Raw genomic sequence first — 20,803 nt, 5'->3', positions numbered from 1 at the left:
GGGGAGCGCCCTTTGTCATGTTAGCGGTGGCTCCGATGGATCGTATCCTGATCTCCGCCTGTCTGCTCGGTCGGCCTGTCCGCTATGACGGATCCGGAAAGCGGCTTGCCGATTCGCGTATCGATCGCTGGCAGGCTGAAGGGCGACTGGTGCCGGTCTGTCCCGAGTTGTTGGGCGAGCTTACCGTGCCGCGACCCGCCGCCGAGATTGTCGGTGGGTCCGGCGAAGATGTGCTGGCCGGGACGGCGCGCGTGCTGGCAGCCACCGGCGAGGATGTGACGGCCGCTTTCCTTGCCGGTGCGGAGGCGGCGCTCGATCTCGCCCGGAAGACCGGCTGTGGCCGCGCGCTCCTCATCGATCGCAGTCCCTCCTGCGGCAGCCTCAGCATCTACGACGGGACTTTTTCGGGGCGCCGGATCGTTGGAAGCGGCGTCGTTGCCGCGCTTCTCGCCGCCCATGGCATCGACGTTTACGCCGACCACGAGATCGATCGCCTTGCCGAAGCGATGGCGAACTCTCCCTTACGGGAACCCTATGCGGGGTAGGGCGTTGTCTCTTGCGCCGGCCCTGCGGCCGCAACGGACTTCCCGACGGAGACCCCCATGGCAGACAGCATTCTCGTTCTCGGTGCCACCGGTACCATCGGTCAGCTGGTCGTTTCCGAGCTGGTGACGAAGGGCGAAACCGTGAAAGCGGCCGCTTTGGACGGACAGACGCATCCGGACGCCTCGGTTCTTCGGTTCGACTACCGTGATCCTGCCAGCATCGCGCCGCTTTTCGAGGGAGTTGACCGCGTTTTCGTGCTGATGCCATCGGCCCCGCTCGATGTCATCGCCGCCCTGATGCCGGTCATGCGGCATGTGGTCGATCGCAAGGTGAAGGCGGTGTTGTTGTCGACCATCGCCGCCGATACCTCCGAGGACAACCCCTATCGGCGCCTTGAGCTTGTGCTGGAAAACTCCGGTTTGCCCTTCGTCATTCTTCGCGCCAACTGGTTCGCCGACAACTTCCGCACGGTCTGGAAGGATGCCATTCGAACCGGCGAGCTGGAATTGCCAACCGACGAGGGGCTTATCAGCTTCGTCGATGGTCGCGACGTCGCCGCGGCGGCGGCCGCAGCGCTGACCAGTTCCGACTTCGACGGCCAGACCCTCGTGCTCACCGGACCGGCCGCGCTGCCGTTATCGCGTGCCACCGAGGTGATGAGCCACGTCATGGGGCGTCCGGTAGTCTTCAGGACCATCGCGGCTGCCGATTACGAGGCGCGTCTGGCTGCCGAAGGGCTGCCGGAGAAACTGATTTCCGAGCGTATCGCCGAGTTTGAGACCATCCGTGGCGGCAAGGCATCGATCGTCAGTCCGGCCGTCGAGAAGATGACCGGCCGGCCCCCGCGCTTCTTCGAAACCTTCGTCAAGGACCATGCGACGGATTTCGTCGGCACCTGATCCTTGATTCGATTCCGTCGATCTCGCCGCGGTCGGACGGAAAACACCGGCCTCGGTGCTCCAGAGCATTGACCCTAGGGACCGTTTCTGATGATGGTCATGCCGTGAGTTTTCGCGCGGCCGCGCGCCCTTGGCGCTGCCGACCCCGCGACAGGCGTGGATCAGAGCAGAAGACGAGACGATGGCGACCGAGCGATACAATGCGCGCGAAGCGGAAACGCGCTGGCAGAGGGCCTGGAACGAGGCCAAGGTATTCGAGACGAAGAACGACGATCCGCGTCCGAAGTATTATGTCCTCGAGATGTTTCCGTATCCGTCCGGCCGCATCCACATGGGGCACGTGCGCAACTATACCATGGGCGACGTCGTAGCCCGGTACAAGCGCGCCAAGGGCTTCAATGTGCTGCATCCCATGGGCTGGGACGCCTTCGGCATGCCGGCCGAGAACGCGGCGATGAAGGGGCACGTTCACCCCAAGACGTGGACCTACGAGAATATCGCCACCATGCGCAGCCAGCTGAAGAGCATGGGGCTGTCGCTGGATTGGAGTCGCGAGTTCGCTACCTGCGACGAGGACTACTACACGCAGCAGCAGAGATTGTTCCTGGACTTCATGAAGGCCGGCCTTGTCGACCGCAAGAAGTCCAAGGTCAATTGGGACCCGGTCGACATGACCGTGCTCGCCAACGAGCAGGTGATCGACGGCCGTGGCTGGCGCTCTGGCGCGCCGGTTGAGCAGCGCGAGCTGACGCAGTGGTTCCTGAAGATTTCGGACTACTCCGAAGAGTTGCTCTCCGCCCTCGATACGCTCGACCGCTGGCCGGAGAAGGTCCGGACCATGCAGAAGAACTGGATCGGCCGGTCGGAAGGCCTGCGCGTCCGGTTCGAGGTCGACGGAGCGGCGGTGGCCGGCGAACCGACGATCGAGGTGTTCACGACGCGTCCGGATACGCTGTTCGGCATGAGCTTCCTGGCGCTTTCCGCCGATCACCCGGTGGCAAGGGCGCTGGCCGAAAAGGATCCGGTGGTCGCCGCCTTCTGCGAAGAGTGCCGGCGTATCGGCACCTCGGCGGCAGCGCTCGAGACGGCCGAGAAGAAGGGCATGGAGACCGGTCTTTCGGTGAAGCATCCCTTCAACGGCAAGAGCTATCCGGTCTACATCGCCAATTTCGTGCTGATGGATTATGGCACCGGCGCCATCTTCGGCTGCCCGGCGCACGACCAGCGCGACCTCGATTTCGCCCGCAAGTATGCTCTCACCGTCACGCCGGTGGTGCTGCCCGAGGGAGCCGACCCCGCCGCCTTCGCGGTGGGCGATGTCGCCTATACCGACGACGGCAAGCTCTATAACTCCGCGTTCCTCGACGGCATGGAAGTCGAGGCGGCAAAGGATCTCGTGGCGAGCAAGCTCGAAACGACGACGCTTCATGGCGCGCCGTCGGCCAAGCGGCAGGTGAACTATCGCCTGCGCGACTGGGGTATTTCGCGCCAGCGCTACTGGGGATGCCCTATCCCCGTCATTCACTGCGAGGCGTGTGGCGTGGTTCCGGTTCCGGCCAAGGACCTGCCGGTCCGGTTGCCCGAGGACGTCGAGTTCGATCGTCCTGGCAACCCGCTCGACCGGCACCCGACGTTCACGAAGTGCGTCTGTCCAGAGTGTGGCAAGCCGGCACGGCGCGAGACCGACACCATGGACACCTTCGTCGATTCGTCCTGGTACTACAGCCGCTTCACCGAGCCGCACGCCCAGACGCCGACCGTGCCGGAAGTGGTCAATGCCTGGCTGCCGGTCGACCAGTACATTGGCGGCATCGAGCACGCCATCCTGCATCTCCTCTATTCGCGCTTCTTCACCCGCGCGATGAAGAAGTGCGGCCATGTCGGTTTCGACGAACCGTTCCGGGGCCTGTTCACCCAAGGCATGGTGGTGCATGAGACCTACAAGTCAGCGGATGGTGAGTGGCTGTCGCCGGCCGATGTCGAAATCGTCGAGGAAACCGGTGCTCGCAAGGCGCGATTGATCTCCTCGGGTGCGCCGGTCAAGATCGGCCCGATCGAGAAGATGTCGAAATCGAAGAAGAACACCGTCGATCCGACCGACATCATCGACAGTTTCGGTGCCGACACCGCTCGCTGGTTCATGCTGTCGGACAGCCCGCCGGAGCGTGATGTCGAGTGGACCGAGGCGGGCGCCCAGGGTACTGCGCGGTTCCTGCAGCGCGTTTGGCGTATCGTCTCCGAAGCGTCGGAACTGGTGCCCACCGCCGGTCGCGCCGAGGGCGGCGACAAGCTGGCGCTTTCGCTACGCAAGGCGGCGCATAAGGCTTTGGCCGCCGTCGAGGAGAGCATCGAAGGCCTGCGCTTCAACGTGGCGCTCGCCAAGATCTACGAGCTGGTCAATACGCTCGGTGGCGCACTCGCCAATGAGAAGGCGCTGCTGGCTGCCGATGGCACCGCCGCTGCCGCCTTGAGCGAGGCGACCGGCCTGTTGGTCCGCATGATGGCGCCGATGACGCCGCATCTCGCCGAGGAAAGCTGGGCAGCTCTCGGTCACGACGGTTTGGTGGCCCATGCCGACTGGCCTGTTGTCGACCGGTCGTTGCTGGTCGAGGACGAAGTGACGATGCCCGTTCAGGTCAACGGCAAGAAGCGCGCCGACGTGACCGTGGCGCGTGCCGCTTCGTCGGCCGAGGTGGAAGCCGAGGTATTGAAGCTCGAAGCCGTGATCAAGGCGCTCGACGGCAAGAGCCCGAAGAAGGTCATCGTCGTCGCCCAGAGGATCGTCAATGTGGTCGTCTGATATGCTCCGCCGCGGCGCCCTGTTGCTCATGGCCGCCGGCTTTCTCGCCGCCTGTCAGGTTCGGCCGGTCTACGCGCCGGCCGGTTCTGTGGCGGCGGGCGGCAACCCGGCCATAGTCAGCGAGCTCGCTTCGATCGCCATCAAGGGACAGACCGACCGTGTGCCGCAGGCGCTGATCAATGAGCTGATCTTCCAGCTGCGCGGCGGCGGTGCCCTGGTCGAGCCGAAGTATCGTCTGGATCTCATCCTGACGACGCGCGTTACTGACCTCGCCATCCGTGCCCGCGAGGGTATTCCGGCCGCCAGGCTGGTATCGCTCACCGTCACCTATACGTTGACCGAAATTGCCACGCGCCGGGTGATCACCTCGGACAACGTCTATACCACGTCGTCTTTCGACGTCGGTTCGCAACGCTATGCCAACGTCCGGGCCCAGCAGGATGCAGAGGACCGGGCGGCGCGTGCGGCGGCGGCCGACATTCGGCTGCGTCTTGCCTCGGCGCTGATCGGCAAGGATTAAGGCGATGGTGGCGGCGCGCGCCCAGGAGGCCGATCGCCTCGTTGCGCGGCCGCCGCAGGACATAACCTTCTATCTGGTCTACGGGCCGGATACCGGGCTCGTTTCCGAACGGGCGAGGGCTATTGCGTCGGCCTTTTCCGATCCCAGCGACCCTTTCGCGTTGGTGCGCATCGAGGCGTCCGAACTGACGGCCAACCCGACACGGCTCGCCGACGAAGCCTATGCAGTGTCGATGTTCTCGAGCCGACGCGCGATTCTCGTCCGCGATGGTGGCGGTCGCGCCGATCTTGCCGGCCGTTTCCGGGCATTGTTCAAGGAGCCGCCGATCGACACGGCAATCGTCGTCGAGGCGGGGGATCTCAAGAAATCAAGTCCGCTGAGAGTGCTGTTCGAGCAGGAGAGCCGGGCCTACGCCATACCGTGCTTTGCCGACGACGAGCGGTCGATCGGTGCGTTGGTCGACGAGGAAGTCAGAACGGCTGGCCTTTCCATAGCTTCCGAAGCGCGCGCTCTGTTGGTGTCGCTTCTGGGGGGCGATCGCCTGATGACGCGCGGCGAGATCCAGAAGCTCTGCCTGCACGCCCATGGCAGCGGAACCATCACGCTTGCCGACGTCGAAACGCTGATCGGCGACAGTTCCACCTTTGCCGTCGACGAAGTGATCGATGCAGCTGCTGGAGGCATGCTGCCGGCACTGGTCGAGGGACTGGCCAAGGCACGGGCCGAAGGCGTCGATGCCGGCCAGATCGCCGGTGCGGCGCTTCGGCATTTCATGTTGCTGGACGAGTTGCGTGCCGCCGTCGATGGTGGCGTTGCCCCTGGAGATGCGGTGAATGGTGCCCGGCCGCCGGTTTTCTTCAAGCGCAAGGGCAAGGTGGAGGCAGCGCTTGGGCTGTGGTCACCGGCACGGCTCGCGCGGGCAATCATCGTTCTGGGTGAAGCGGCGCGCGATGCTCGCCTCAACCCGTCGCTTTCCGCCGATATCGTCGGCGAGACGCTTCTGACGCTCGCTCGCGCCGCCGATCAAGCGGCTGGCAGACGCCGTCGTTAGAGCGCCGTTCGGTTTGACCGAATCAGACAGATCGGCGCTCCAAGTCCCGCTTGCGCAGTATCGATTCCCGTCTCACTCCGGTCGGACGACGCCCCTGGCTTCAAGCCGGGCCTATATGCCCGAAGGCTTTCAAGACCCGAGCATATTGTTGCCTCCGATGCAGTGGGGACACTGCCGGCAGTTCGGTCAGTGGTCGCCAGCGCCACTCCAGGAACTCGGGAGGCTCCTCGGTATGGGCGGCGGCGACCGTGATCTCGTCTTCCGAACCGGCGAGGCGGAAGGCCACCCAGCGCTGCCGTTGACCCCGGAAAGGGTACAGCTTGTGAATTCGGGCGCCGCGAGCCGGAAAATCGTAGCTCCACCAATCGTCCGTGACGGCGATCAGCTCGACGCTGGCAACGCCGGTCTCCTCCCAAAGCTCGCGCCGTGCCGCCGCTACGATGTCCTCGCCGGGGTCGATGCCGCCCTGGGGCAAAGCCCAATCGGCTCCTTCGAAGAAGACTTCCGGGTCCGGCCAGCCGAAGGGATTGGAATAGGCCCGGCCGGAGAAGACAAGCCCTTCCGCATTGAACAGGCAGATGCCGACGTTCGGGCGGTAGGGAAGATCAGGCAGGAGAGGTTCGCGCTCGGCTGGATCCGGCGGAGCGAGGGCGGCCGGAAGACGGGCGGTCAAGCGGGCACCGCCAAACCAGCGAAGGCGGTGGCGATCTGTTCGTAGATCGGGCGCTTGAAGGCAACGACGAGACTCGGGACCTCCGACAGCGGCTTCCAGGCCCAACGGGAGAATTCCGCCGGATGGGCACCGCCGCCCGGGCTCAGGATGTCGATTTCGTCATCCTGGCCGAGAAAGCGGAAGGCAAACCATTTTTGCGTCTGGCCGCGCCATTTCTTCTGGAAACGGCCGGTGGCGAGATCGTCGGGCACGTCGTAGCGATACCAGTCCGGCGCTTCGCCCAGGAGCTCGACCGTTCGTACCGAGGTCTCCTCCCAAAGCTCGCGCCGTGCGGCTTCGAGCGGCGTTTCGCCATCGTCGATACCGCCTTGGGGCATTTGCCAGGGGGCCGCATCCAGCGTGTCTTCGAGGTCGGCACGATGGCCAACGAAGACGAGACCGGCGCGGTTGATCAGCACGGCCCCGGCGCAGGGGCGGTAGGGCAGGTCGGCTCGGGAGGTCATGAGGGGCTCAATTCTGCTGCGGAATGGCGGTGATCGGCACAAGCGTGATGCCGCGCCCATCGAGGCCGGTCGTCCAGCTGGCGAGCGCCTTCAGCGTCGCCGGCCGGGCGCTGGCGACGCCGACGGCAAGGCCACGTGTCCGGGCGATCTGTTCGAGCTGGGCGAGGCGGCCGGTAATTTCGGCAGGCGCCGGCACGGCGTCGATGACGAGATCGGCCTTGGCGAAAGCAGTCTTGAACTTGCCGGCAGACTGTTCGGCAATGCTACGCGGCGAGCTGCCATCGTCCAGATAGAGAAGGCCACGCAACGCGATTTCCTGCATCACCGGATCGAGCGCGGCGGCTTCGGACGTAAACCGGGCACCCATGTAGTTGACGACGCCGACATAGGTGGTGAAACGCCCCATCACCCGATGAAGGTTCTCGATGTTCTGGCGATCATCCTTGCCGACGAGCAGAGTGTTCTCGCCCGGGTCATTGTCCGGATAGTCGAAGGGTTCCAGAGGCACCTGCAGCAGCAGCTCGTGGCCGTCCTGCCGTGCCTTGGCGGTCCAACGATCGAGGCTGGCACCATAGGGGGCGAAACCGAGCGTGACCTCGGCCGGCAGCGAGGACAGCGCCTCCTGGGTTCCTGTCTGGCTGAGGCCGAGGTCGCCGACCACGATCGCGATCTTCGGTGAGGCGCCGACGAAGCCGGGCACCGGGCGGGCGTAGACGTCGACTGGCCGCCGACCGTCGGCGGCAACGCGCGGCAGCGGGCCGAAGGGCGATGCTTCGACAAGGGCGGTGTCGGCTTCGACGGGCAAGGCCACGGCTTTTTCGGTGCCCGAAGGTCCTTCCACGGTCACGCCTGCCTCCGGCTTGGTTTCGCTCGGTGGCGGCAGGAGTTCGCCAGTGCCGGACTTCACGCCGACCGTGGCGATGTCGGCACGCGCGTAGCCGGTTTCCGACGTCTCGATCTTGGCGCGGGCATAGGGTTCGCCGCCGAGCGGGTCGTTCACGACCATCAGCCAGACGGCAAGACCGGCAAAGAGGCAAGCCGTGACGACGGCGGCGATGGCGCCCACCGGCACGCGAAACTTCCGGCTGCCGGAGCCACCGAAGCCGAGAGGATTGGTGAGGTCGTTCATGGCGCGCGAGATCCGGCTACAGGCGACCGTCCTGATTCGGTCCCTCGAAGCTTAGTTCAATCCTCGGCGGCGCGGTATGCCGCCGAAACGCAACGGGCCGGAGAAGATCTCCGGCCCGTCGTTATCGCTGGTCTTCGGCTCAGTTGGCGACGGGATCGTCGCCCTTGGGCGGGAAGGCGGCGTTGGCCTGCAGCCCGCGCAGCAGATCGAGCGCCAGGTTGAGCTGCTTGTCGTCCTTGGGGTCGGCCGGCACATAGGCCTGGCTGCCGGACGCCTCGGTGCCTTCGGTCTCGCTCTTGAGATGGCCCTTCAGAGAAGCCTCGCCCTTGGTCTCGGTCACTTGGTTCTTGAGGTCCTCGGGCAGGTCCTGCAGGACCTCGATGTCGGGATGGATGCCCTTGGCCTGGATCGAGTTGCCCGACGGCGTGTAGTAGCGCGCGGTGGTCAGGCGGATGGCGCCGTTCGAGCCGAGCGGAATGATCGTCTGCACCGAGCCCTTGCCGAAGGACCGCGTGCCGAGGATGGTCGCCCGGCGGTGATCCTGCAGCGCGCCGGCCACGATCTCGGATGCCGAGGCCGAGCCGCCGTTGATGAGCACGATCACCGGCTTGTTGCCGACCAGTTCGCCAGCCTTGGCGGCGTAGCGACGGGTGTCGCTATCCTGACGACCGCGCGTCGAGACGATCTCGCCCTTGTCGAGGAAGGCGTCGGAGACGGCGATCGCCTGGTCGAGCAGGCCACCTGGGTCGTTGCGCAGATCGAGCACGTAGCCCTTGAGCTTGTCGTCGGGGACGGCGGCCACGATCTTGTCGATCGACGTCTTGAGGCCGTCGAAGGTCTGAGCGGTGAACTGGGAGACACGGATGTAGCCGACATCGTCCTTCACTTCGTAGCGCACGGACTGCATCTTGATGACGTCGCGAACGATCTTGACGTCGAAGGGCTTGTCGGTGCCGCGCGCCACGGTGAGGGTGATCGACGAGTTGATCGGTCCCCGCATCTTGTCGACGGCGTCGTTGAGGGTGAGACCCTTCACGTCGGTGCCGTCGATGGCGGTGATCAGGTCGCCTGCGCGGATCCCTGCCTTGGCGGCGGGTGTGTCGTCGATCGGTGTGACCACCTTGACCACACCGTCTTCCATGGTGACCTCGATGCCGAGTCCGCCGAACTCGCCCTTGGTCTGGACCTGCATGTCCTGATAGCTCTTGGCATTCATGTAGCTCGAATGCGGGTCGAGCGAAGTCAGCATGCCGTTGATGGCCGCCTCGATCAGCGCCGGTTCATCGGGCTCCTCGACATAGTCCGAACGGATGCGCTCGAACACGTCGCCGAACAGGTTGAGCTGGCGATAGGTGTCGACGCCGGCGGCCACGGCCGACCCGAAGCCGGGCAGACGGTGCTCGAGGGTCAGTGTGGTGATGCCGGCGCCGAGAACGGCGCCCGCTGCGAGTAGCGACAGTTTTTTGATCATCCGCTGACCTTCCGATCCTGCGACGCGACCCACCAGGGAGAGGGGTCGATCGAAGTTCCACCTTTGCGAAATTCGACGTAAAGCACGGGCTGCGTAACGCTGGCATCCAATACGGCGGCGCTGGCCAACCGCTGGTTTCCCATGACACCGACGGGCTCGCCCGTCAAAACAAATTGATCCAGCTGGACGTCGATCCGCTCCATGCCGGCAAGCACGACATGATAGTCGTCGCCGGCATCGAGGATCAAGAGCTGTCCGTAGGACCGGAACGGCCCGGCATAAACGACACGACCGTCCGCTGGCGACACCACGCGTGCTCCCGCGCGGGTGGCTATGGCTTGGCCCTGAGAGAGGCCGCCAAGTCCGTTGTCATCCCCGTAGGACTGCAGATTGACGCCGCGCACCGGCGGTATCAGCCGCCCCTTGGCGTCGGCGAAGGCGATGGCCGGACCGAGACGGCTGCCCGGGGCGGGCGCGGTGGCGGCGGGCGACTCCGGACGGGCCGCGGGAAGAGCCTTCTTCATGCCCGCAATCAGGTCCTCGAGACTGCGGGCATTTTTCGCCAGTTCCTCGGCCTTCGCCTTTTCGGCGGCGAGGTCGGCCGCGCGCGCTTCGCTATCGGCCTTCTTCTTGTCGATGAGCAGCGTCAGGCGCTGGCGCTCCTCGGCGATCGCGGCGGCATCGGCGCGAAGACGATCGCGCTCGGCCGCGGCGCGAGTCCGTTCGGCGACGAGGGCATCGAGGTCGGATTGCAGCGCCTCGGCCTCGATGCGGATTTCGGGTAGCACGGCGCCGAGCACCACCGCCGAGCGGACGGCCTTCAACGCGTCCTCGGGGCTGACAACGAGCGCCGGCGGCGGCTGGCGGCCAATTCTCTGAGCGGTGGAGAGCACGGCGATCAGGACGTCGCGGCGGGCGGCGAGAGAGACACGGATGCGCGCTTCGTTGTCGGCTCCCCGGGCGAGACGCTCCTCGCTGTCGGTAATCGATTGTTCGAGCGCCTGAACGCGGGCCGCCGACGTGACGAGTTGATCGCTGAGGGCCTGCTGATCACGTGACAGACCGGCGATTTCCGCCGCTATCTCCGCCTGCTTTTCCGCCGACAGCTCCATGGCGCCGCGCAGCTTGGCCAGCTCCTGATCCTTCAACGCCCGCTCGGCTTCCATTTGCTCAGTACCGGCAGTGTTGCCCGAGAGTGCCGCGGGCGTCGTCATGACGGTCGCCGGCGCAAAGGCGGTCGCCTCCGCCGGCAAGCTGTCCTGAGAAACGGCGTGACCGGGCAGCACCGCCAGAATGGCGGCGATAACGAGGCGGCAGACTCCGGGGCGTCGCGTTTCGAGCGGCATGGACGAGAGGGGCTGTCCGGTGGCGGTGCGGTCGAGCGGCCGACCCTATCGGCCTTTCCGTTAACGCTTCGTCAACCAAAGAGAGACGAAGCGTCGGCGGGTCAGGAGCGATGATAGGGATGGCCGCTCAAAATGGTGACGGCACGATAAACCTGCTCTGCGGCGAGAATGCGGACGATTTGATGCGGCCAGGTCAGCCGCCCAAAGGAAATGCGGTGGCCGGCGCGTGACAGGAGCTCCTGTCCATGACCATCCGGTCCGCCGATCATCAGGACGGCGTTCGGCGTGCCGCGGTCGCGCGCCTCGCCCAGCATCTCGGCGAAGCGCTCGGAGGTCGGCGAATCGCCCCGCTCGTCGAGGGCGATCAACAGGGCACCCGGCGGCAGGTCGGCGAGCAGGTCGCGCGCCTCCTCCTCCTTGCGCTGCGTCGCCTCGCGCGCCCGGCTCTCGATGATCTCGCGCGCAGTGACGGAGGAGAAGCCGATGGACCTGCCGGCCTTGTCGGCTCGATCGAGGTAGCGGTCGGCAAGCTCGCGCTCGGGACCGGCCTTCAGTTTTCCAACGGCGTGAATGGCGATGCGCATGGGTTTCTTCTTGTTTGGGCGCACGCCCTGTCGGCGGGGCCAGCGGCCCCGCGTGCCGGGGTCATTGAGAGGCGTCCGGTGGCGCGAAAAGCACGGTGCTTCCGGACCATCGATGCAGCCAAAATGCCGGCCGCCCGGGAAGCCTGGGCTTCCGGGCCGCTGGTCAACGACGGCTGGTCGTCGGCGCCGGATCGGGCGCCCACATCTTCTCGAGATGATAGAACTCGCGCACTTCCGGGCGGAAGACGTGAACGATGATCGATCCCGCGTCAATCAGCACCCAGTCGCAAGCCGGCTGGCCTTCGACGGCGGCGGTGCCGAAGCCTGCGTCCTTCAGGTCTTTCACCAGATGATCGGCGATGGCCCCGACGTGTCGACTGGAGCGCCCCGTGCAAATCACCATGTGATCGGCGATCGGGGTCTTGGCGGCAACGTCGATGTCGACGACCTCCTCCGCCTTGGCATCGTCAAGGCTGGCGAGAATCGTGTCGAGCAGGGATCGCGGGGAAGGGGCGGCATCGCCCGAGAACGCGGCGACGTCGGCAAACGGATTGGCGCTGAAGGCGCCCTCGGTGAAGGACATGCTCAGGGGTGCACCTCGTGAAGCGATCCGCGATCTCCGGCCCCATGCCGGCAATGGCGAATGAGTAAAAGGATGAACCTTGACGGTGACGTTTTCAAGATCGACCGGAACCAATGGCTAGGTCCGGCCGGCGGAGCGACGAAGATCGCTCGATGACAGGGGTATCTTGACGCCGGCGATAAACACCCAGGCGGGGGGCTCGAGATCCGGCAGCAAGGCGCCGTCGCGTTCGGCGACGCGGGCGCGGGCGAAGGTACGAGCGGCCGGCGACGCGAGGGCCGCGAACGTGGCGCCCGGCCGATCCACCACGGCGATGGGTACCGTTCGGGCGATCTCGCGCCAGCCACCCCAGCGATGGAAGGTCGCCCAGTTGTCGGCGCCGATCACCAGCACAAATCGGACGGTCGGTCTCAGCGTCCTCAGTCTGCGAACGAGGTCGATGGTGTAGCGGGTACCGAGTCGTGACTCGAGATCGGTGACGACGGCACGTGGGTGGCCTGCGACCTCCCGCACTGCGGCCAGCCTGCGCTTGACGTCCGGCAGGCCATCCGCCGACTTCAGCGGGTTACCGGGGGTGACAAGCCACCAGATGCGGTCGAGCCGAAGCCGCTGAAGCGCCAGGCGCGCCACATGGGCATGGCCTCGATGCGGCGGATTGAACGAGCCGCCGTAGAGACCGATGCGCATGCCAGGCAGCGTGGCGGGGAGGCGGGGTGTCGTCACGGCCGCGTCTGGCCGCTACCGCGCACACGGTACTTGAAGGAGGTGAGTTGCTCCACGCCGACCGGCCCGCGCGCGTGCATCTTGCCGGTGGCGATGCCGATTTCGGCGCCCATGCCGAACTCGCCGCCATCGGCGAACTGCGTCGAGGCGTTGTGCAGCACGATGGCCGAATCGACCCCGGCGAGGAAATGGGCCGCCGTGGCTTCGTCGGCTGTGATGATGCTATCGGTATGGTGGGAGCCGTAGGTCTCGATGTGCTCGATGGCGGCATCGACGCCGTCGACAAGCGCCACCGAGATGATCGGCGCCAGATACTCGGTGGACCAGTCGGCCTCGGTCGCCGGCACCGCTGCCGGGAAGCGCGAGCGAACCTCCTCGGTAGCCCGGATCTCGCAGCCACGCTCGGCGAGCGCTTTCAGGATCGGCAGGAGATGGCTGTCCGCCACCGCCCTGTCGACCAGCAGCGTCTCGGCCGAACCGCAGACGCCGACGCGCCGGAGCTTGGCGTTGACGGTGACCGTGACGGCCATGTCGAGATCGGCGGCCTTGTCGACGTAGATGTGGCAGATACCCTCAAGGTGTGCGAACACCGGTACCCGCGCCTCGGTCTGGACACGGGCGACGAGGCTCTTGCCGCCGCGCGGCACGATCACGTCGATCGAACCCTCAAGGCCGGTCAGCATCTCGCCCACGGCGGCGCGGTCCTTGATCGGCACCAGTTGGATGGCGTCCTCGGGCAAGCCCGCGGCGCGAAGACCGGCGGCGAGCGCGACGAGGATCGCCTGGGATGAGCCGAGCGAATCGGACCCGCAGCGCAGGATGGCGGCGTTGCCGGCCATCAGACACAGCGCTCCGGCGTCGGCGGTCACGTTGGGCCGGCTCTCGAAGATGATGCCGATGACGCCGAGCGGCGTTGCCACGCGCTCGATGGCGAGGCCGTTCGGCCGTGTCCAGGACGCGAGCACGTGGCCGACCGGGTCGGGCAGGGCGGCGATCTCCTCAAGCGCCTTGGCGATGGCCTCGACGCGCGCGCTGTCGAGCGTGCCGCGATCGAGGAAGGAGGCGACGACGCCGTTTGCCTTCATGGCCGCGACGTCGGCGGCGTTCGCCTTGAGAATGTCGGCTTCGCGAGCGCGCACTTCGGCCGCCATGGCGACAAGCGCGGCGGCCTTCTGTTCGGTGGAGGCGCGAGCGAGGCGGCGCGCGGCGGCGCGGGCACGCCGGCCGATATCGGCCATCAGGTCGTGAACGGAAACGTCGGTCAGTGCGGTCATGGTCAGTCTCCGATGTCGCCCTTCAGAACGAGGTCGTCGCGATGGATCATTTCGGTCCGGCCCGGCGCGCCGAGGATGTCTTCGATCACCGTCGAGTTCTGGCCCCGGATGCGGCGAGCATCGACGGCGTCATAGGCGACGAGGCCGCGGGCCAGTTCGACGCCGGCCTCGTCGACCACGATGACCGTATCGCCGCGGTGAAAGTCACCGTCGACGCGAGTGACACCGGGAGGCAACAGGCTGCGTCCCTGCTTCAGCGCCCGGACGGCGCCGGCGTCGATGGTCAGAACCCCCGGGGCCTCGATATGGCCGGCGATCCAGGCCTTGCGCGCCGTCACCGGCGTGGCCTCGGCGCGGAAGAGAGAATGCGGCCCGCCGTCGTCGATGCGCGACAATGGAGCGGCAACCTTGCCCGAGGCGATGATCATCGCCGCGCCGGCGACCGTGGCGATCTTGCCGGCATCGATCTTGGTCTTCATGCCGCCGCGCGACAGCTCGGAGGCTGCGCCACCGGCCATCGCCTCGATCTCGGGCGTGATGCGATCGATGACCGGGATCAGCGTGGCGTTCGGGTCGGACTGCGGCGGGGCGGTGTAGAGACCGTCGATGTCGGAGAGCAGCACGAGAAGGTCGGCGCCCATCATGGCGGCGACGCGGGCAGCCAGCCGATCGTTGTCGCCGTAGCGGATTTCGGTGGTGGCCACGGTGTCGTTTTCGTTGATCACCGGTACGGCACCCAGCTTCAGCAGCTTGCCGATGGTGGCGCGGCCGTTGAGATAGCGGCGCCGTTCCTCGGTGTCTCCGAGCGTCAGCAGGATCTGGCCGGCCGTTATGCCGTGGTCGCCGAGCACCTCGGCCCAGGCCCTGGCCAATGCGATCTGGCCCACGGCGGCGGCGGCTTGGCTGTCCTCGAGCTTCAGCTTGCCCTTCGGCAGCTTTAAAACGCCGCGACCCATGGCAATGGCGCCGGAGGATACCAGAAGCACGCCGGCACCGCTGGCGCGCAGTCGGGCGACGTCGGCGGCGACGCTCTCCATCCAGCCGCGCTTCAACGTGCCGGTGCGTCCCTCGACCAGCAGCGCCGAGCCGATCTTGATCACCACGCGGCGGAAGCCGGCCAGCGGCCCGGTGAAGGCTTCAATAGTCATCGTCGTCTCTGTCATCGTCGCGGTCGCGGTAGATGGGCTGCCAGATGCGGGTGGCGGTCGCGGCCCGCGACTCCTCGTTTTCGGCGCGGCTTGCCTCCACCGCCGAGGCCATGGCCCGAAGCACCGCTTCGACACCGGTGCCGGTGACGGCGGACAGCAGGATGGGAGTGGTCTTGGCAGCGCGCTTCAGTTTCTTGACCTTGGCGGCCAGCTCGTCTTCCGGCAGCAGCTCGCACTTGGATAGTGCGACGATCTCGGGCTTCTCTCCCAGAGCCTCGTCATAGGCTTCGAGCTCGGCCCGGACCGTGCGCCAGGCATCGACCACATCCTCCTGGCTGGCGTCGACGAGATGCAGCAACACGCCGCAACGCTCTACGTGGCCGAGGAAACGGTCGCCGAGGCCGACGCCTTCATGAGCGCCCTCGATCAGGCCGGGGATGTCGGCCAGCACGAACTCTCGGGCGTCGATGCGGACGACGCCGAGGCCCGGATGCAGGGTGGTGAAAGGATAGTCGGCGATCTTCGGCTTGGCTGCGGTGGTGCGGGCAAGGAAGGTCGACTTGCCGGCGTTGGGCAAGCCGACGAGCCCGGCGTCGGCGATCAGCTTCAGGCGCAACCACAGCCACTTTTCTTCTCCGGGCAGACCGGGATTGGCGCGGCGTGGTGCCTGATTGGTGGAGGTCTTGAAATAGGCGTTGCCGAAGCCGCCGTTGCCGCCCTTGGCGAGCAACACGCGCTGGCCAATTTCGACCATGTCGGCGAGAAGCGTCTCACCGTCCTCCTCGATGATCTGGGTTCCGACCGGCACCTTCAGCACGGTGTCGGGACCCTTGGCGCCATGGCGATCGCGCCCCATGCCGTGGCCGCCGGTCTTGGCCTTGAAATGCTGCTGGTAGCGATAGTCGATCAGCGTGTTGAGGCCGCCGACGCATTCGGCCCAGACGTCGCCGCCGCGGCCGCCATCGCCGCCATCCGGCCCGCCGAACTCGATGAACTTCTCCCGCCGGAACGACACGGCGCCGGCACCACCGTCACCGGACCGGACGTAGACCTTGGCTTGATCGAGGAATTTCATTGGGGCTTTCCTGGAATGGCGGCAAGGCCGCGCCGTCAGCGATCGTCAGCCCGAGACTTGGGCCGGTGGTCGCACCGCCCGCCGTTGTCGCGCGGGTCGCTGCTTGCCCTTTAGAGCATCGCGCGGCGAAAATGAACGGATTTTTGGGACTACGCGGGATGGAAGGTCACGGTCGCCACGGTCGGGCGGCGTGGCGCGCCCGCGTGAGGCGCGTGTCGATGTGATCGAGCAGGCGCTCCTCGACCAGCGATGGGCGGCGGCTCATGCCGATAACCTCGAAGCCCTGGCGGACCTGAATGGCAAGCGAGGCGACATTGCCTTCGAAGGCCCCGGCGACGATGGAGTCGATGTCGAGCTGGGCATAGGCCCAGGAGAGCGTGGCGTCGACCGCTTCGGTCATCAGTCCGTTCCCCCAGAAAGGCCGGCCGAGCCAGAAACCGATTTCCGGCCGGGTGTCGAGGCTGTGCAACGCCACGATACCGCGCACGATCGCGCGATCGTCGCCGCGCAACACGATGCCGAGCGTCGTCGCCGTGCCGAGGCTGGAGGTGGCGCAGCACTGGCTGATGAAGCCGGCGGCGTCCTCCACGGTGAAGGGATGCGGTACGCGTACCAACCAGCGCGCCACCTCGACGTCGTCGAGATATACGGCAACTGCCTCGGCGTCGGCTGGCTCGAGCGGCCGAAGCACGAGACGACCGGTCTCGATGCACGGCGAGAGAATCGCGCGCGGCCGCCAAGAACCGAAGGCACCGGAAAGCAACTTCATTCCGTACTCACTCTCCAGTGGTCCGATCCCGACATCTGCGTCGACGATCCAGGCCTTCGCATGAACGCGGGAACGCAAACCACCAGTACGCTTTGTTCCCGGCAGAGGAGTTTGTCGGCCGACCGGCAGCGCAAGGTCTGCCGATCTTCGATCAGATTCTCTCCACCGGAGCCCTGAGCTCGGTGCGCCGCTCTCCCCACTCGGCTCGTTCGGCCTCGCGGTTGTGAACGCGCAGGGGCTCCCAGGCCCTGATACTCTCCCAGGTGCTGCGATCAATGCGGAAACGGTCGATGGCCACGGCGGCGCCGCTGCCGGCCACTGAGGCCAACTCCTGCGCTACCATCTGGAACCCGCATTTTTCGATCACCCGTCGCCCGGCCTGGTTGGTAACCCGGCAGGCAAACAATAATCTCTCATGCCGTTGGTGAAGAAAGGCATAATCGATCGCGGCATGGCAGGCCTCGGTCGCATAACCCTGGCCCCAATGACGCTCGCCGAGCCAGCAACCGAGCCATCCGGGGCCGAGGCGTCCGCGCATGTCGAGCGTGAGAACACCGATGGGGGTTGGTGCTGCGTCGAAGCCCTTGCGGCAGATGAGGTGACGCTGACCACGCGGGTCGACCGGCTCGGCGAGCCAGGCGCGCGCGTGCTCGATGCGGTAGGGATGGGGCATGCCAACGAGATTGCGGGCTACGGTCGCCGAATTGGCCAACTGGGCGATCGTCTCGGCATCGTCTTCGGCCGGGGGTCTCAGAATGAGCCGCCGGGTTTCGATGGCAGGCCTCACCGCCGCCATCAGGGGCCAGCCGCAGGGACTGTCAGGCTCTTCGGTTTCGCTCAGCTCCGACATGGGGCTCTCCTCGCGCTCCAAATGAAATCAGGGGAAGTGGTGTCCCACTTCCCCTGTCACATCTCGCGCCAGAAGCGCGGTCCGTCCGGGTCCGTGGGACGCCGGCGGGCCGCTTCAGCTCCATCCGGCTTACTCTGCTGCTGCCGCCGTCGGCACGACCGAGACGTAAACTCGGCCGTTGCTCTTGGTGGCGAAGGAGACGTTTCCTTCCGTAATGGCAAAGATCGTGTGATCCACGCCCATGCCGACGTTGGCGCCCGGATGCCACTGGGTGCCGCGCTGGCGAATGATGATGTTGCCGGGGATGACGGCCTCGCCGCCGAACTTCTTCACGCCGAGGCGTCGACCGGCCGTATCGCGACCGTTGCGGGACGAACCGCCTGCCTTTTTGTGAGCCATTTCAGTCTCCTGTCTGTCGTATCGTCCGCTGGCGGAGCGTTCGGCGCTCGACACCTTGATGGACGGTTAGCTGGTCAGGTTCCGGCAGTAGCGTGCCGGAACGGAATTTTCTCAGGCGGCGTTGATCGCGGTGATCTTCACCGTGGTCAGAAGCTGCCGATGGCCGCGCTTGCGCTTGGAGTTCTGCCGACGGCGCTTCTTGAACGAGATCACCTTGGGGCCACGGGTCTGCTCGACCACTTCGGCAACGACGGTGGCGCCAGCAACGGTGGGGGCGCCAACGGTGACACCGGCGTCGGAACCGACGGCCAGCACTTCCTCGAAGGTGACGGCCGCGCCGTCCTCAAGCTCGATCTTCTCGATGTCGAATACGTCGTCGACGGCAACTTTGTACTGCTTGCCGCCGGTCTTGATCACTGCGAACATGGTCATGCCAGTCCTTCTTCAGATGGTTCTTGGCCGCGCCGCACCGTCCCGGGCGCGCGACTGTTTGGCAAAACAAAAAACCCGGACAATCGACCGGGCCCCATTAAGCCGCGTTTTCCCTACACGGAAAGCCTACGGTGGTCAACGCCGAAAGGGGCGGTTCTTGGCGGTCGATGGCGACGGGGTGTCGGCTTGGACTTTCTTACGGATCAAAAAACCGTTCCCATCGGCTTCTGCCCCTCTTGCCAGAGGCTTTGCCCGCGGTTATGGTCCGCGCCGCTTTCGACCGGGATCAACGTCCCAAAAGCACCGCGGAGAGGTGGCAGAGTGGTCGATTGCACCGCACTCGAAATGCGGCATACTCGCAAGGGTATCGGGGGTTCAAATCCCTCCCTCTCCGCCATTTTTTCCACATTGCGCCTTTAGGTCCGTCGGTTGATCCGACGGTCGATGCTTGGCTTGGCACGCTTGGTGCTTTGCATGGACGTTGTTGCTTCCCTCTTCCGAGGATCGATCCGCCCATGGAGCCCGTCAACGGCGCCTTCGACGTCCGCCTGATGCGGACCCTTCTTCTGCTCGTCACCGAATGCAGCGTGTCGCGTACGGCCGAGATTCTCGGCCAGACCCAGCCGACCGTCAGTCTGGCATTGAAGCGCCTGCGAGAGCTGATCGGCGACCCCATACTGGTGCGTTCCGGCGGTACCCTCGTCCCCACCGAGCGGGGCCAGGAGCTCAGGGCCACGCTGCAGCGCCTGCTCGCCGATATCGACGCTCTTCTGGCCCCGCCGCCCAGTTTCGACCCCGAAAGAACCGAACGTCGATTTCGCATCGCCGCCGCCAACTGTCTGGATGCGGAGTTCCTGCCGCGCATCTTCGCCCGGCTCGCCGAAGAGGCACCGAGAGCCTCGATCGATATCGCGACGCTGCCGGGACACGACGACCTGATGAGCCACCTGTCCGACGGTTCGCTCGATCTGGTGGTCGGCAACTGGCCACGGCCGCCGGAACAACTGCGCATGGCGCCGCTGCTGACCACGTCGATCAAATGTGTGGTCGCTGCGGGCCACGGGCTGGCCGGCACCATCGGATCGCTCGACATGGATCGCTATCTCGCGGAGCGTCATCTGTCGCCTTCGGCCGACGTGATGAAGCATTACAGCCCCATCGACGGTCGCCTGATGGAGCTCGGCCTCAGTCGCCATATCGCCGCTTCGGTTCCTGAGTATGCCATCGTTCCCCACATGCTGGCCGGGTCCGACCTCGTCTTCACGACGGGAGCGCCTTTCGCCGAACAAATGGCGCAAAGGGGCGATTTTGCCGTCATCGACGCGCCGGCCGAGTTCGGCCGCATGGATTTCTACCTGCTTTGGCACGACTGCAAGCACCACTCGCCGGCTCACATCTGGTTCAGGCACCTGGTGAAGGCGTCGGTCTCCGATCTCAGAAGTTCGAGGGACGCGGTGCCGCAAATGATGCGCGTTGCCGCCGAGTGATGTCGCTTCAACGGCTTGCCCAAAAGGACCGATGGAGCTCCGCAGCCTCGTCTTCCAGCATGGGGCCGATCACCTCGACGGTGCGCCGGCCGCTTTCCAGCACCACCCTGCAAGGCAGGTCGAGCGTCGGGTTCTCCGGATGGTTGCCTGTAATCTGTCCCAGGGTGCTTTCCGAAAGACCATAAACGATGCGGCCGATGCCTGCCCAATAGGCAGATCCTGCACACATGGCGCAAGGTTCGGCAGACGAGTAGAGCGTGGCGTCGACAAGCTCGGCCGGTGGGAAGCGGCAAGAGGCGCGCGTTGCCAGCACGCGTTCGGCATGGCCGGTCATGTCGTGATCGGGCAGGTACGCATTGCCCTGCTCCATGAGAACCGTTCCGTCACCGCCGACGAGAATGGCTCCGAACGGGTGGCTGCCGGCTTCGGCCGCCGCGGCTGCGATGGCGAAGGTATGGCGGAGGTAGGATTCGTGGTCGAGGTCTGGAAGCGGCATGGCGGTCCGGAAAAAGCATGGCACCGCTGGCCATCTTAGCGGAGA

The 20,803-nt window shown here is 65.8% G+C and carries 22 protein-coding genes and 1 tRNA gene; 7 read left to right on the top strand and 16 right to left on the bottom strand.

Annotated features, from left to right (window positions below):
- Positions 1-35: 35 nt before the first annotated feature.
- From QQZ18_RS17850 to holA, 5 genes are all read left to right on the top strand, one after another.
- Positions 36-545, top strand: coding sequence for a DUF523 domain-containing protein (locus tag QQZ18_RS17850; RefSeq protein ID WP_284542306.1), 510 nt, complete (start codon positions 36-38; stop codon positions 543-545).
- A 57-nt stretch (positions 546-602) separates the two neighbouring features.
- On the top strand, positions 603-1,445 hold the full coding sequence (locus tag QQZ18_RS17845; RefSeq protein WP_284542305.1) for an NmrA family NAD(P)-binding protein: 843 nt from the start codon (positions 603-605) through the stop codon (positions 1,443-1,445).
- Between the two features lie 181 nt (positions 1,446-1,626).
- Entirely contained in the window at positions 1,627-4,245 is a 2,619-nt protein-coding gene (gene leuS, locus QQZ18_RS17840; RefSeq protein WP_284542304.1) for a leucine--tRNA ligase, read from the top strand.
- Positions 4,232-4,765, top strand: a complete 534-nt coding sequence (lptE, locus tag QQZ18_RS17835) for an LPS assembly lipoprotein LptE (RefSeq protein ID WP_284542303.1) — start codon at positions 4,232-4,234, stop codon at positions 4,763-4,765. The genes leuS and lptE overlap by 14 nt, the downstream gene beginning before the upstream one ends.
- Positions 4,766-4,769: 4 nt before the next feature.
- Complete coding sequence (gene holA, locus QQZ18_RS17830; RefSeq protein ID WP_284542302.1) at positions 4,770-5,816, top strand: DNA polymerase III subunit delta; 1,047 nt, start codon at positions 4,770-4,772, stop codon at positions 5,814-5,816.
- 100 nt (positions 5,817-5,916) lie between these two features.
- Here holA and QQZ18_RS17825 read toward each other — a convergent pair whose 3' ends face one another.
- From QQZ18_RS17825 to rplU, 15 genes are all read right to left on the bottom strand, one after another.
- Positions 5,917-6,489 carry an RNA pyrophosphohydrolase gene (locus tag QQZ18_RS17825; RefSeq protein ID WP_284542301.1) on the bottom strand — a complete coding sequence of 191 codons (573 nt, stop codon included), beginning with the start codon at positions 6,487-6,489 and terminating at the stop codon, positions 5,917-5,919.
- Positions 6,486-6,992, bottom strand: a complete 507-nt coding sequence (locus QQZ18_RS17820; protein WP_284542300.1) for an RNA pyrophosphohydrolase — start codon at positions 6,990-6,992, stop codon at positions 6,486-6,488. The genes QQZ18_RS17825 and QQZ18_RS17820 overlap by 4 nt, the downstream gene beginning before the upstream one ends.
- Before the next feature lie 7 nt (positions 6,993-6,999).
- Positions 7,000-8,121, bottom strand: coding sequence for a divergent polysaccharide deacetylase family protein (locus tag QQZ18_RS17815; protein WP_284542299.1), 1,122 nt, complete (start codon positions 8,119-8,121; stop codon positions 7,000-7,002).
- Between the two features lie 139 nt (positions 8,122-8,260).
- Positions 8,261-9,592 (bottom strand): S41 family peptidase, encoded by a 1,332-nt coding sequence (locus tag QQZ18_RS17810; RefSeq protein WP_284542298.1) that lies wholly within the window; start codon positions 9,590-9,592, stop codon positions 8,261-8,263.
- Positions 9,589-10,938: a murein hydrolase activator EnvC family protein gene (locus QQZ18_RS17805; RefSeq protein ID WP_284542297.1), complete on the bottom strand. Its 1,350-nt coding sequence runs from the start codon at positions 10,936-10,938 to the stop codon at positions 9,589-9,591. The genes QQZ18_RS17810 and QQZ18_RS17805 overlap by 4 nt, the downstream gene beginning before the upstream one ends.
- Before the next feature lie 101 nt (positions 10,939-11,039).
- The gene (rlmH, locus tag QQZ18_RS17800; RefSeq protein WP_284542296.1) at positions 11,040-11,522 is read right to left on the bottom strand and encodes a 23S rRNA (pseudouridine(1915)-N(3))-methyltransferase RlmH; all 483 of its coding nucleotides are present in this window, start codon (positions 11,520-11,522) and stop codon (positions 11,040-11,042) included.
- A 163-nt stretch (positions 11,523-11,685) separates the two neighbouring features.
- The gene (gene rsfS, locus QQZ18_RS17795) at positions 11,686-12,105 is read right to left on the bottom strand and encodes a ribosome silencing factor (RefSeq protein ID WP_284542295.1); all 420 of its coding nucleotides are present in this window, start codon (positions 12,103-12,105) and stop codon (positions 11,686-11,688) included.
- Between the two features lie 117 nt (positions 12,106-12,222).
- Positions 12,223-12,828, bottom strand: a complete 606-nt coding sequence (locus QQZ18_RS17790; protein ID WP_284542294.1) for a nicotinate-nucleotide adenylyltransferase — start codon at positions 12,826-12,828, stop codon at positions 12,223-12,225.
- Positions 12,825-14,102: a glutamate-5-semialdehyde dehydrogenase gene (locus QQZ18_RS17785; RefSeq protein ID WP_284542293.1), complete on the bottom strand. Its 1,278-nt coding sequence runs from the start codon at positions 14,100-14,102 to the stop codon at positions 12,825-12,827. The genes QQZ18_RS17790 and QQZ18_RS17785 overlap by 4 nt, the downstream gene beginning before the upstream one ends.
- Before the next feature lie 2 nt (positions 14,103-14,104).
- Positions 14,105-15,250 (bottom strand): glutamate 5-kinase, encoded by a 1,146-nt coding sequence (gene proB, locus QQZ18_RS17780; protein WP_284542292.1) that lies wholly within the window; start codon positions 15,248-15,250, stop codon positions 14,105-14,107.
- Positions 15,240-16,325, bottom strand: a complete 1,086-nt coding sequence (gene obgE, locus QQZ18_RS17775; protein WP_284542291.1) for a GTPase ObgE — start codon at positions 16,323-16,325, stop codon at positions 15,240-15,242. Before obgE ends, proB begins: the two co-directional genes overlap by 11 nt.
- A gap of 166 nt (positions 16,326-16,491) precedes the next feature.
- Entirely contained in the window at positions 16,492-17,094 is a 603-nt protein-coding gene (locus tag QQZ18_RS17770; protein ID WP_284542290.1) for a GNAT family N-acetyltransferase, read from the bottom strand.
- A gap of 151 nt (positions 17,095-17,245) precedes the next feature.
- Entirely contained in the window at positions 17,246-17,944 is a 699-nt protein-coding gene (locus QQZ18_RS17765) for a GNAT family N-acetyltransferase (RefSeq protein ID WP_284542289.1), read from the bottom strand.
- Positions 17,945-18,073: 129 nt separating this feature from the next.
- Positions 18,074-18,343: a 50S ribosomal protein L27 gene (rpmA, locus tag QQZ18_RS17760; protein WP_284542288.1), complete on the bottom strand. Its 270-nt coding sequence runs from the start codon at positions 18,341-18,343 to the stop codon at positions 18,074-18,076.
- A 111-nt stretch (positions 18,344-18,454) separates the two neighbouring features.
- Positions 18,455-18,775, bottom strand: coding sequence for a 50S ribosomal protein L21 (gene rplU, locus QQZ18_RS17755; protein ID WP_244617172.1), 321 nt, complete (start codon positions 18,773-18,775; stop codon positions 18,455-18,457).
- Positions 18,776-19,082: 307 nt separating this feature from the next.
- On the opposite strand from rplU, the gene QQZ18_RS17750 reads away from it, so the two are divergent.
- Together QQZ18_RS17750 and QQZ18_RS17745 are read left to right on the top strand one after the other, a co-directional pair.
- Positions 19,083-19,172 (top strand) — tRNA-Ser (locus tag QQZ18_RS17750).
- Positions 19,173-19,290: 118 nt separating this feature from the next.
- The gene (locus tag QQZ18_RS17745) at positions 19,291-20,262 is read left to right on the top strand and encodes a LysR family transcriptional regulator (RefSeq protein WP_284542287.1); all 972 of its coding nucleotides are present in this window, start codon (positions 19,291-19,293) and stop codon (positions 20,260-20,262) included.
- A 7-nt stretch (positions 20,263-20,269) separates the two neighbouring features.
- Here QQZ18_RS17745 and QQZ18_RS17740 read toward each other — a convergent pair whose 3' ends face one another.
- The gene (locus QQZ18_RS17740) at positions 20,270-20,758 is read right to left on the bottom strand and encodes a nucleoside deaminase (protein ID WP_284542286.1); all 489 of its coding nucleotides are present in this window, start codon (positions 20,756-20,758) and stop codon (positions 20,270-20,272) included.
- Between the last annotated feature and the right edge of the window lie 45 nt (positions 20,759-20,803).

This window comes from Pleomorphomonas sp. T1.2MG-36 (assembly GCF_950100655.1).
Taxonomy (GTDB): Bacteria; Pseudomonadota; Alphaproteobacteria; order Rhizobiales; family Pleomorphomonadaceae; genus Pleomorphomonas.
This window is presented reverse-complemented; position numbering and strand designations above follow the sequence as displayed.

Bases quoted from the DNA above. Each gene is read 5' to 3' on its own strand.
- rplU (WP_244617172.1), bottom strand. From the start codon at position 18,775: ATGACCATGTTCGCAGTGATCAAGACCGGCGGCAAGCAGTACAAAGTT.
- QQZ18_RS17815 (WP_284542299.1), bottom strand. From the start codon at position 8,121: ATGAACGACCTCACCAATCCTCTCGGCTTCGGTGGCTCCGGCAGCCGG.
- QQZ18_RS17850 (WP_284542306.1), top strand. From the start codon at position 36: ATGGATCGTATCCTGATCTCCGCCTGTCTGCTCGGTCGGCCTGTCCGC.
- QQZ18_RS17765 (WP_284542289.1), bottom strand. From the start codon at position 17,944: ATGTCGGAGCTGAGCGAAACCGAAGAGCCTGACAGTCCCTGCGGCTGG.
- proB (WP_284542292.1), bottom strand. From the start codon at position 15,250: ATGACTATTGAAGCCTTCACCGGGCCGCTGGCCGGCTTCCGCCGCGTG.
- QQZ18_RS17820 (WP_284542300.1), bottom strand. From the start codon at position 6,992: ATGACCTCCCGAGCCGACCTGCCCTACCGCCCCTGCGCCGGGGCCGTG.
- QQZ18_RS17740 (WP_284542286.1), bottom strand. From the start codon at position 20,758: ATGCCGCTTCCAGACCTCGACCACGAATCCTACCTCCGCCATACCTTC.
- obgE (WP_284542291.1), bottom strand. From the start codon at position 16,325: ATGAAATTCCTCGATCAAGCCAAGGTCTACGTCCGGTCCGGTGACGGT.
- QQZ18_RS17810 (WP_284542298.1), bottom strand. From the start codon at position 9,592: ATGATCAAAAAACTGTCGCTACTCGCAGCGGGCGCCGTTCTCGGCGCC.
- QQZ18_RS17845 (WP_284542305.1), top strand. From the start codon at position 603: ATGGCAGACAGCATTCTCGTTCTCGGTGCCACCGGTACCATCGGTCAG.
- QQZ18_RS17745 (WP_284542287.1), top strand. From the start codon at position 19,291: ATGGAGCCCGTCAACGGCGCCTTCGACGTCCGCCTGATGCGGACCCTT.
- leuS (WP_284542304.1), top strand. From the start codon at position 1,627: ATGGCGACCGAGCGATACAATGCGCGCGAAGCGGAAACGCGCTGGCAG.
- QQZ18_RS17805 (WP_284542297.1), bottom strand. From the start codon at position 10,938: ATGCCGCTCGAAACGCGACGCCCCGGAGTCTGCCGCCTCGTTATCGCC.
- rlmH (WP_284542296.1), bottom strand. From the start codon at position 11,522: ATGCGCATCGCCATTCACGCCGTTGGAAAACTGAAGGCCGGTCCCGAG.
- QQZ18_RS17770 (WP_284542290.1), bottom strand. From the start codon at position 17,094: ATGAAGTTGCTTTCCGGTGCCTTCGGTTCTTGGCGGCCGCGCGCGATT.
- rsfS (WP_284542295.1), bottom strand. From the start codon at position 12,105: ATGTCCTTCACCGAGGGCGCCTTCAGCGCCAATCCGTTTGCCGACGTC.
- lptE (WP_284542303.1), top strand. From the start codon at position 4,232: ATGTGGTCGTCTGATATGCTCCGCCGCGGCGCCCTGTTGCTCATGGCC.
- holA (WP_284542302.1), top strand. From the start codon at position 4,770: ATGGTGGCGGCGCGCGCCCAGGAGGCCGATCGCCTCGTTGCGCGGCCG.
- QQZ18_RS17785 (WP_284542293.1), bottom strand. From the start codon at position 14,102: ATGACCGCACTGACCGACGTTTCCGTTCACGACCTGATGGCCGATATC.
- rpmA (WP_284542288.1), bottom strand. From the start codon at position 18,343: ATGGCTCACAAAAAGGCAGGCGGTTCGTCCCGCAACGGTCGCGATACG.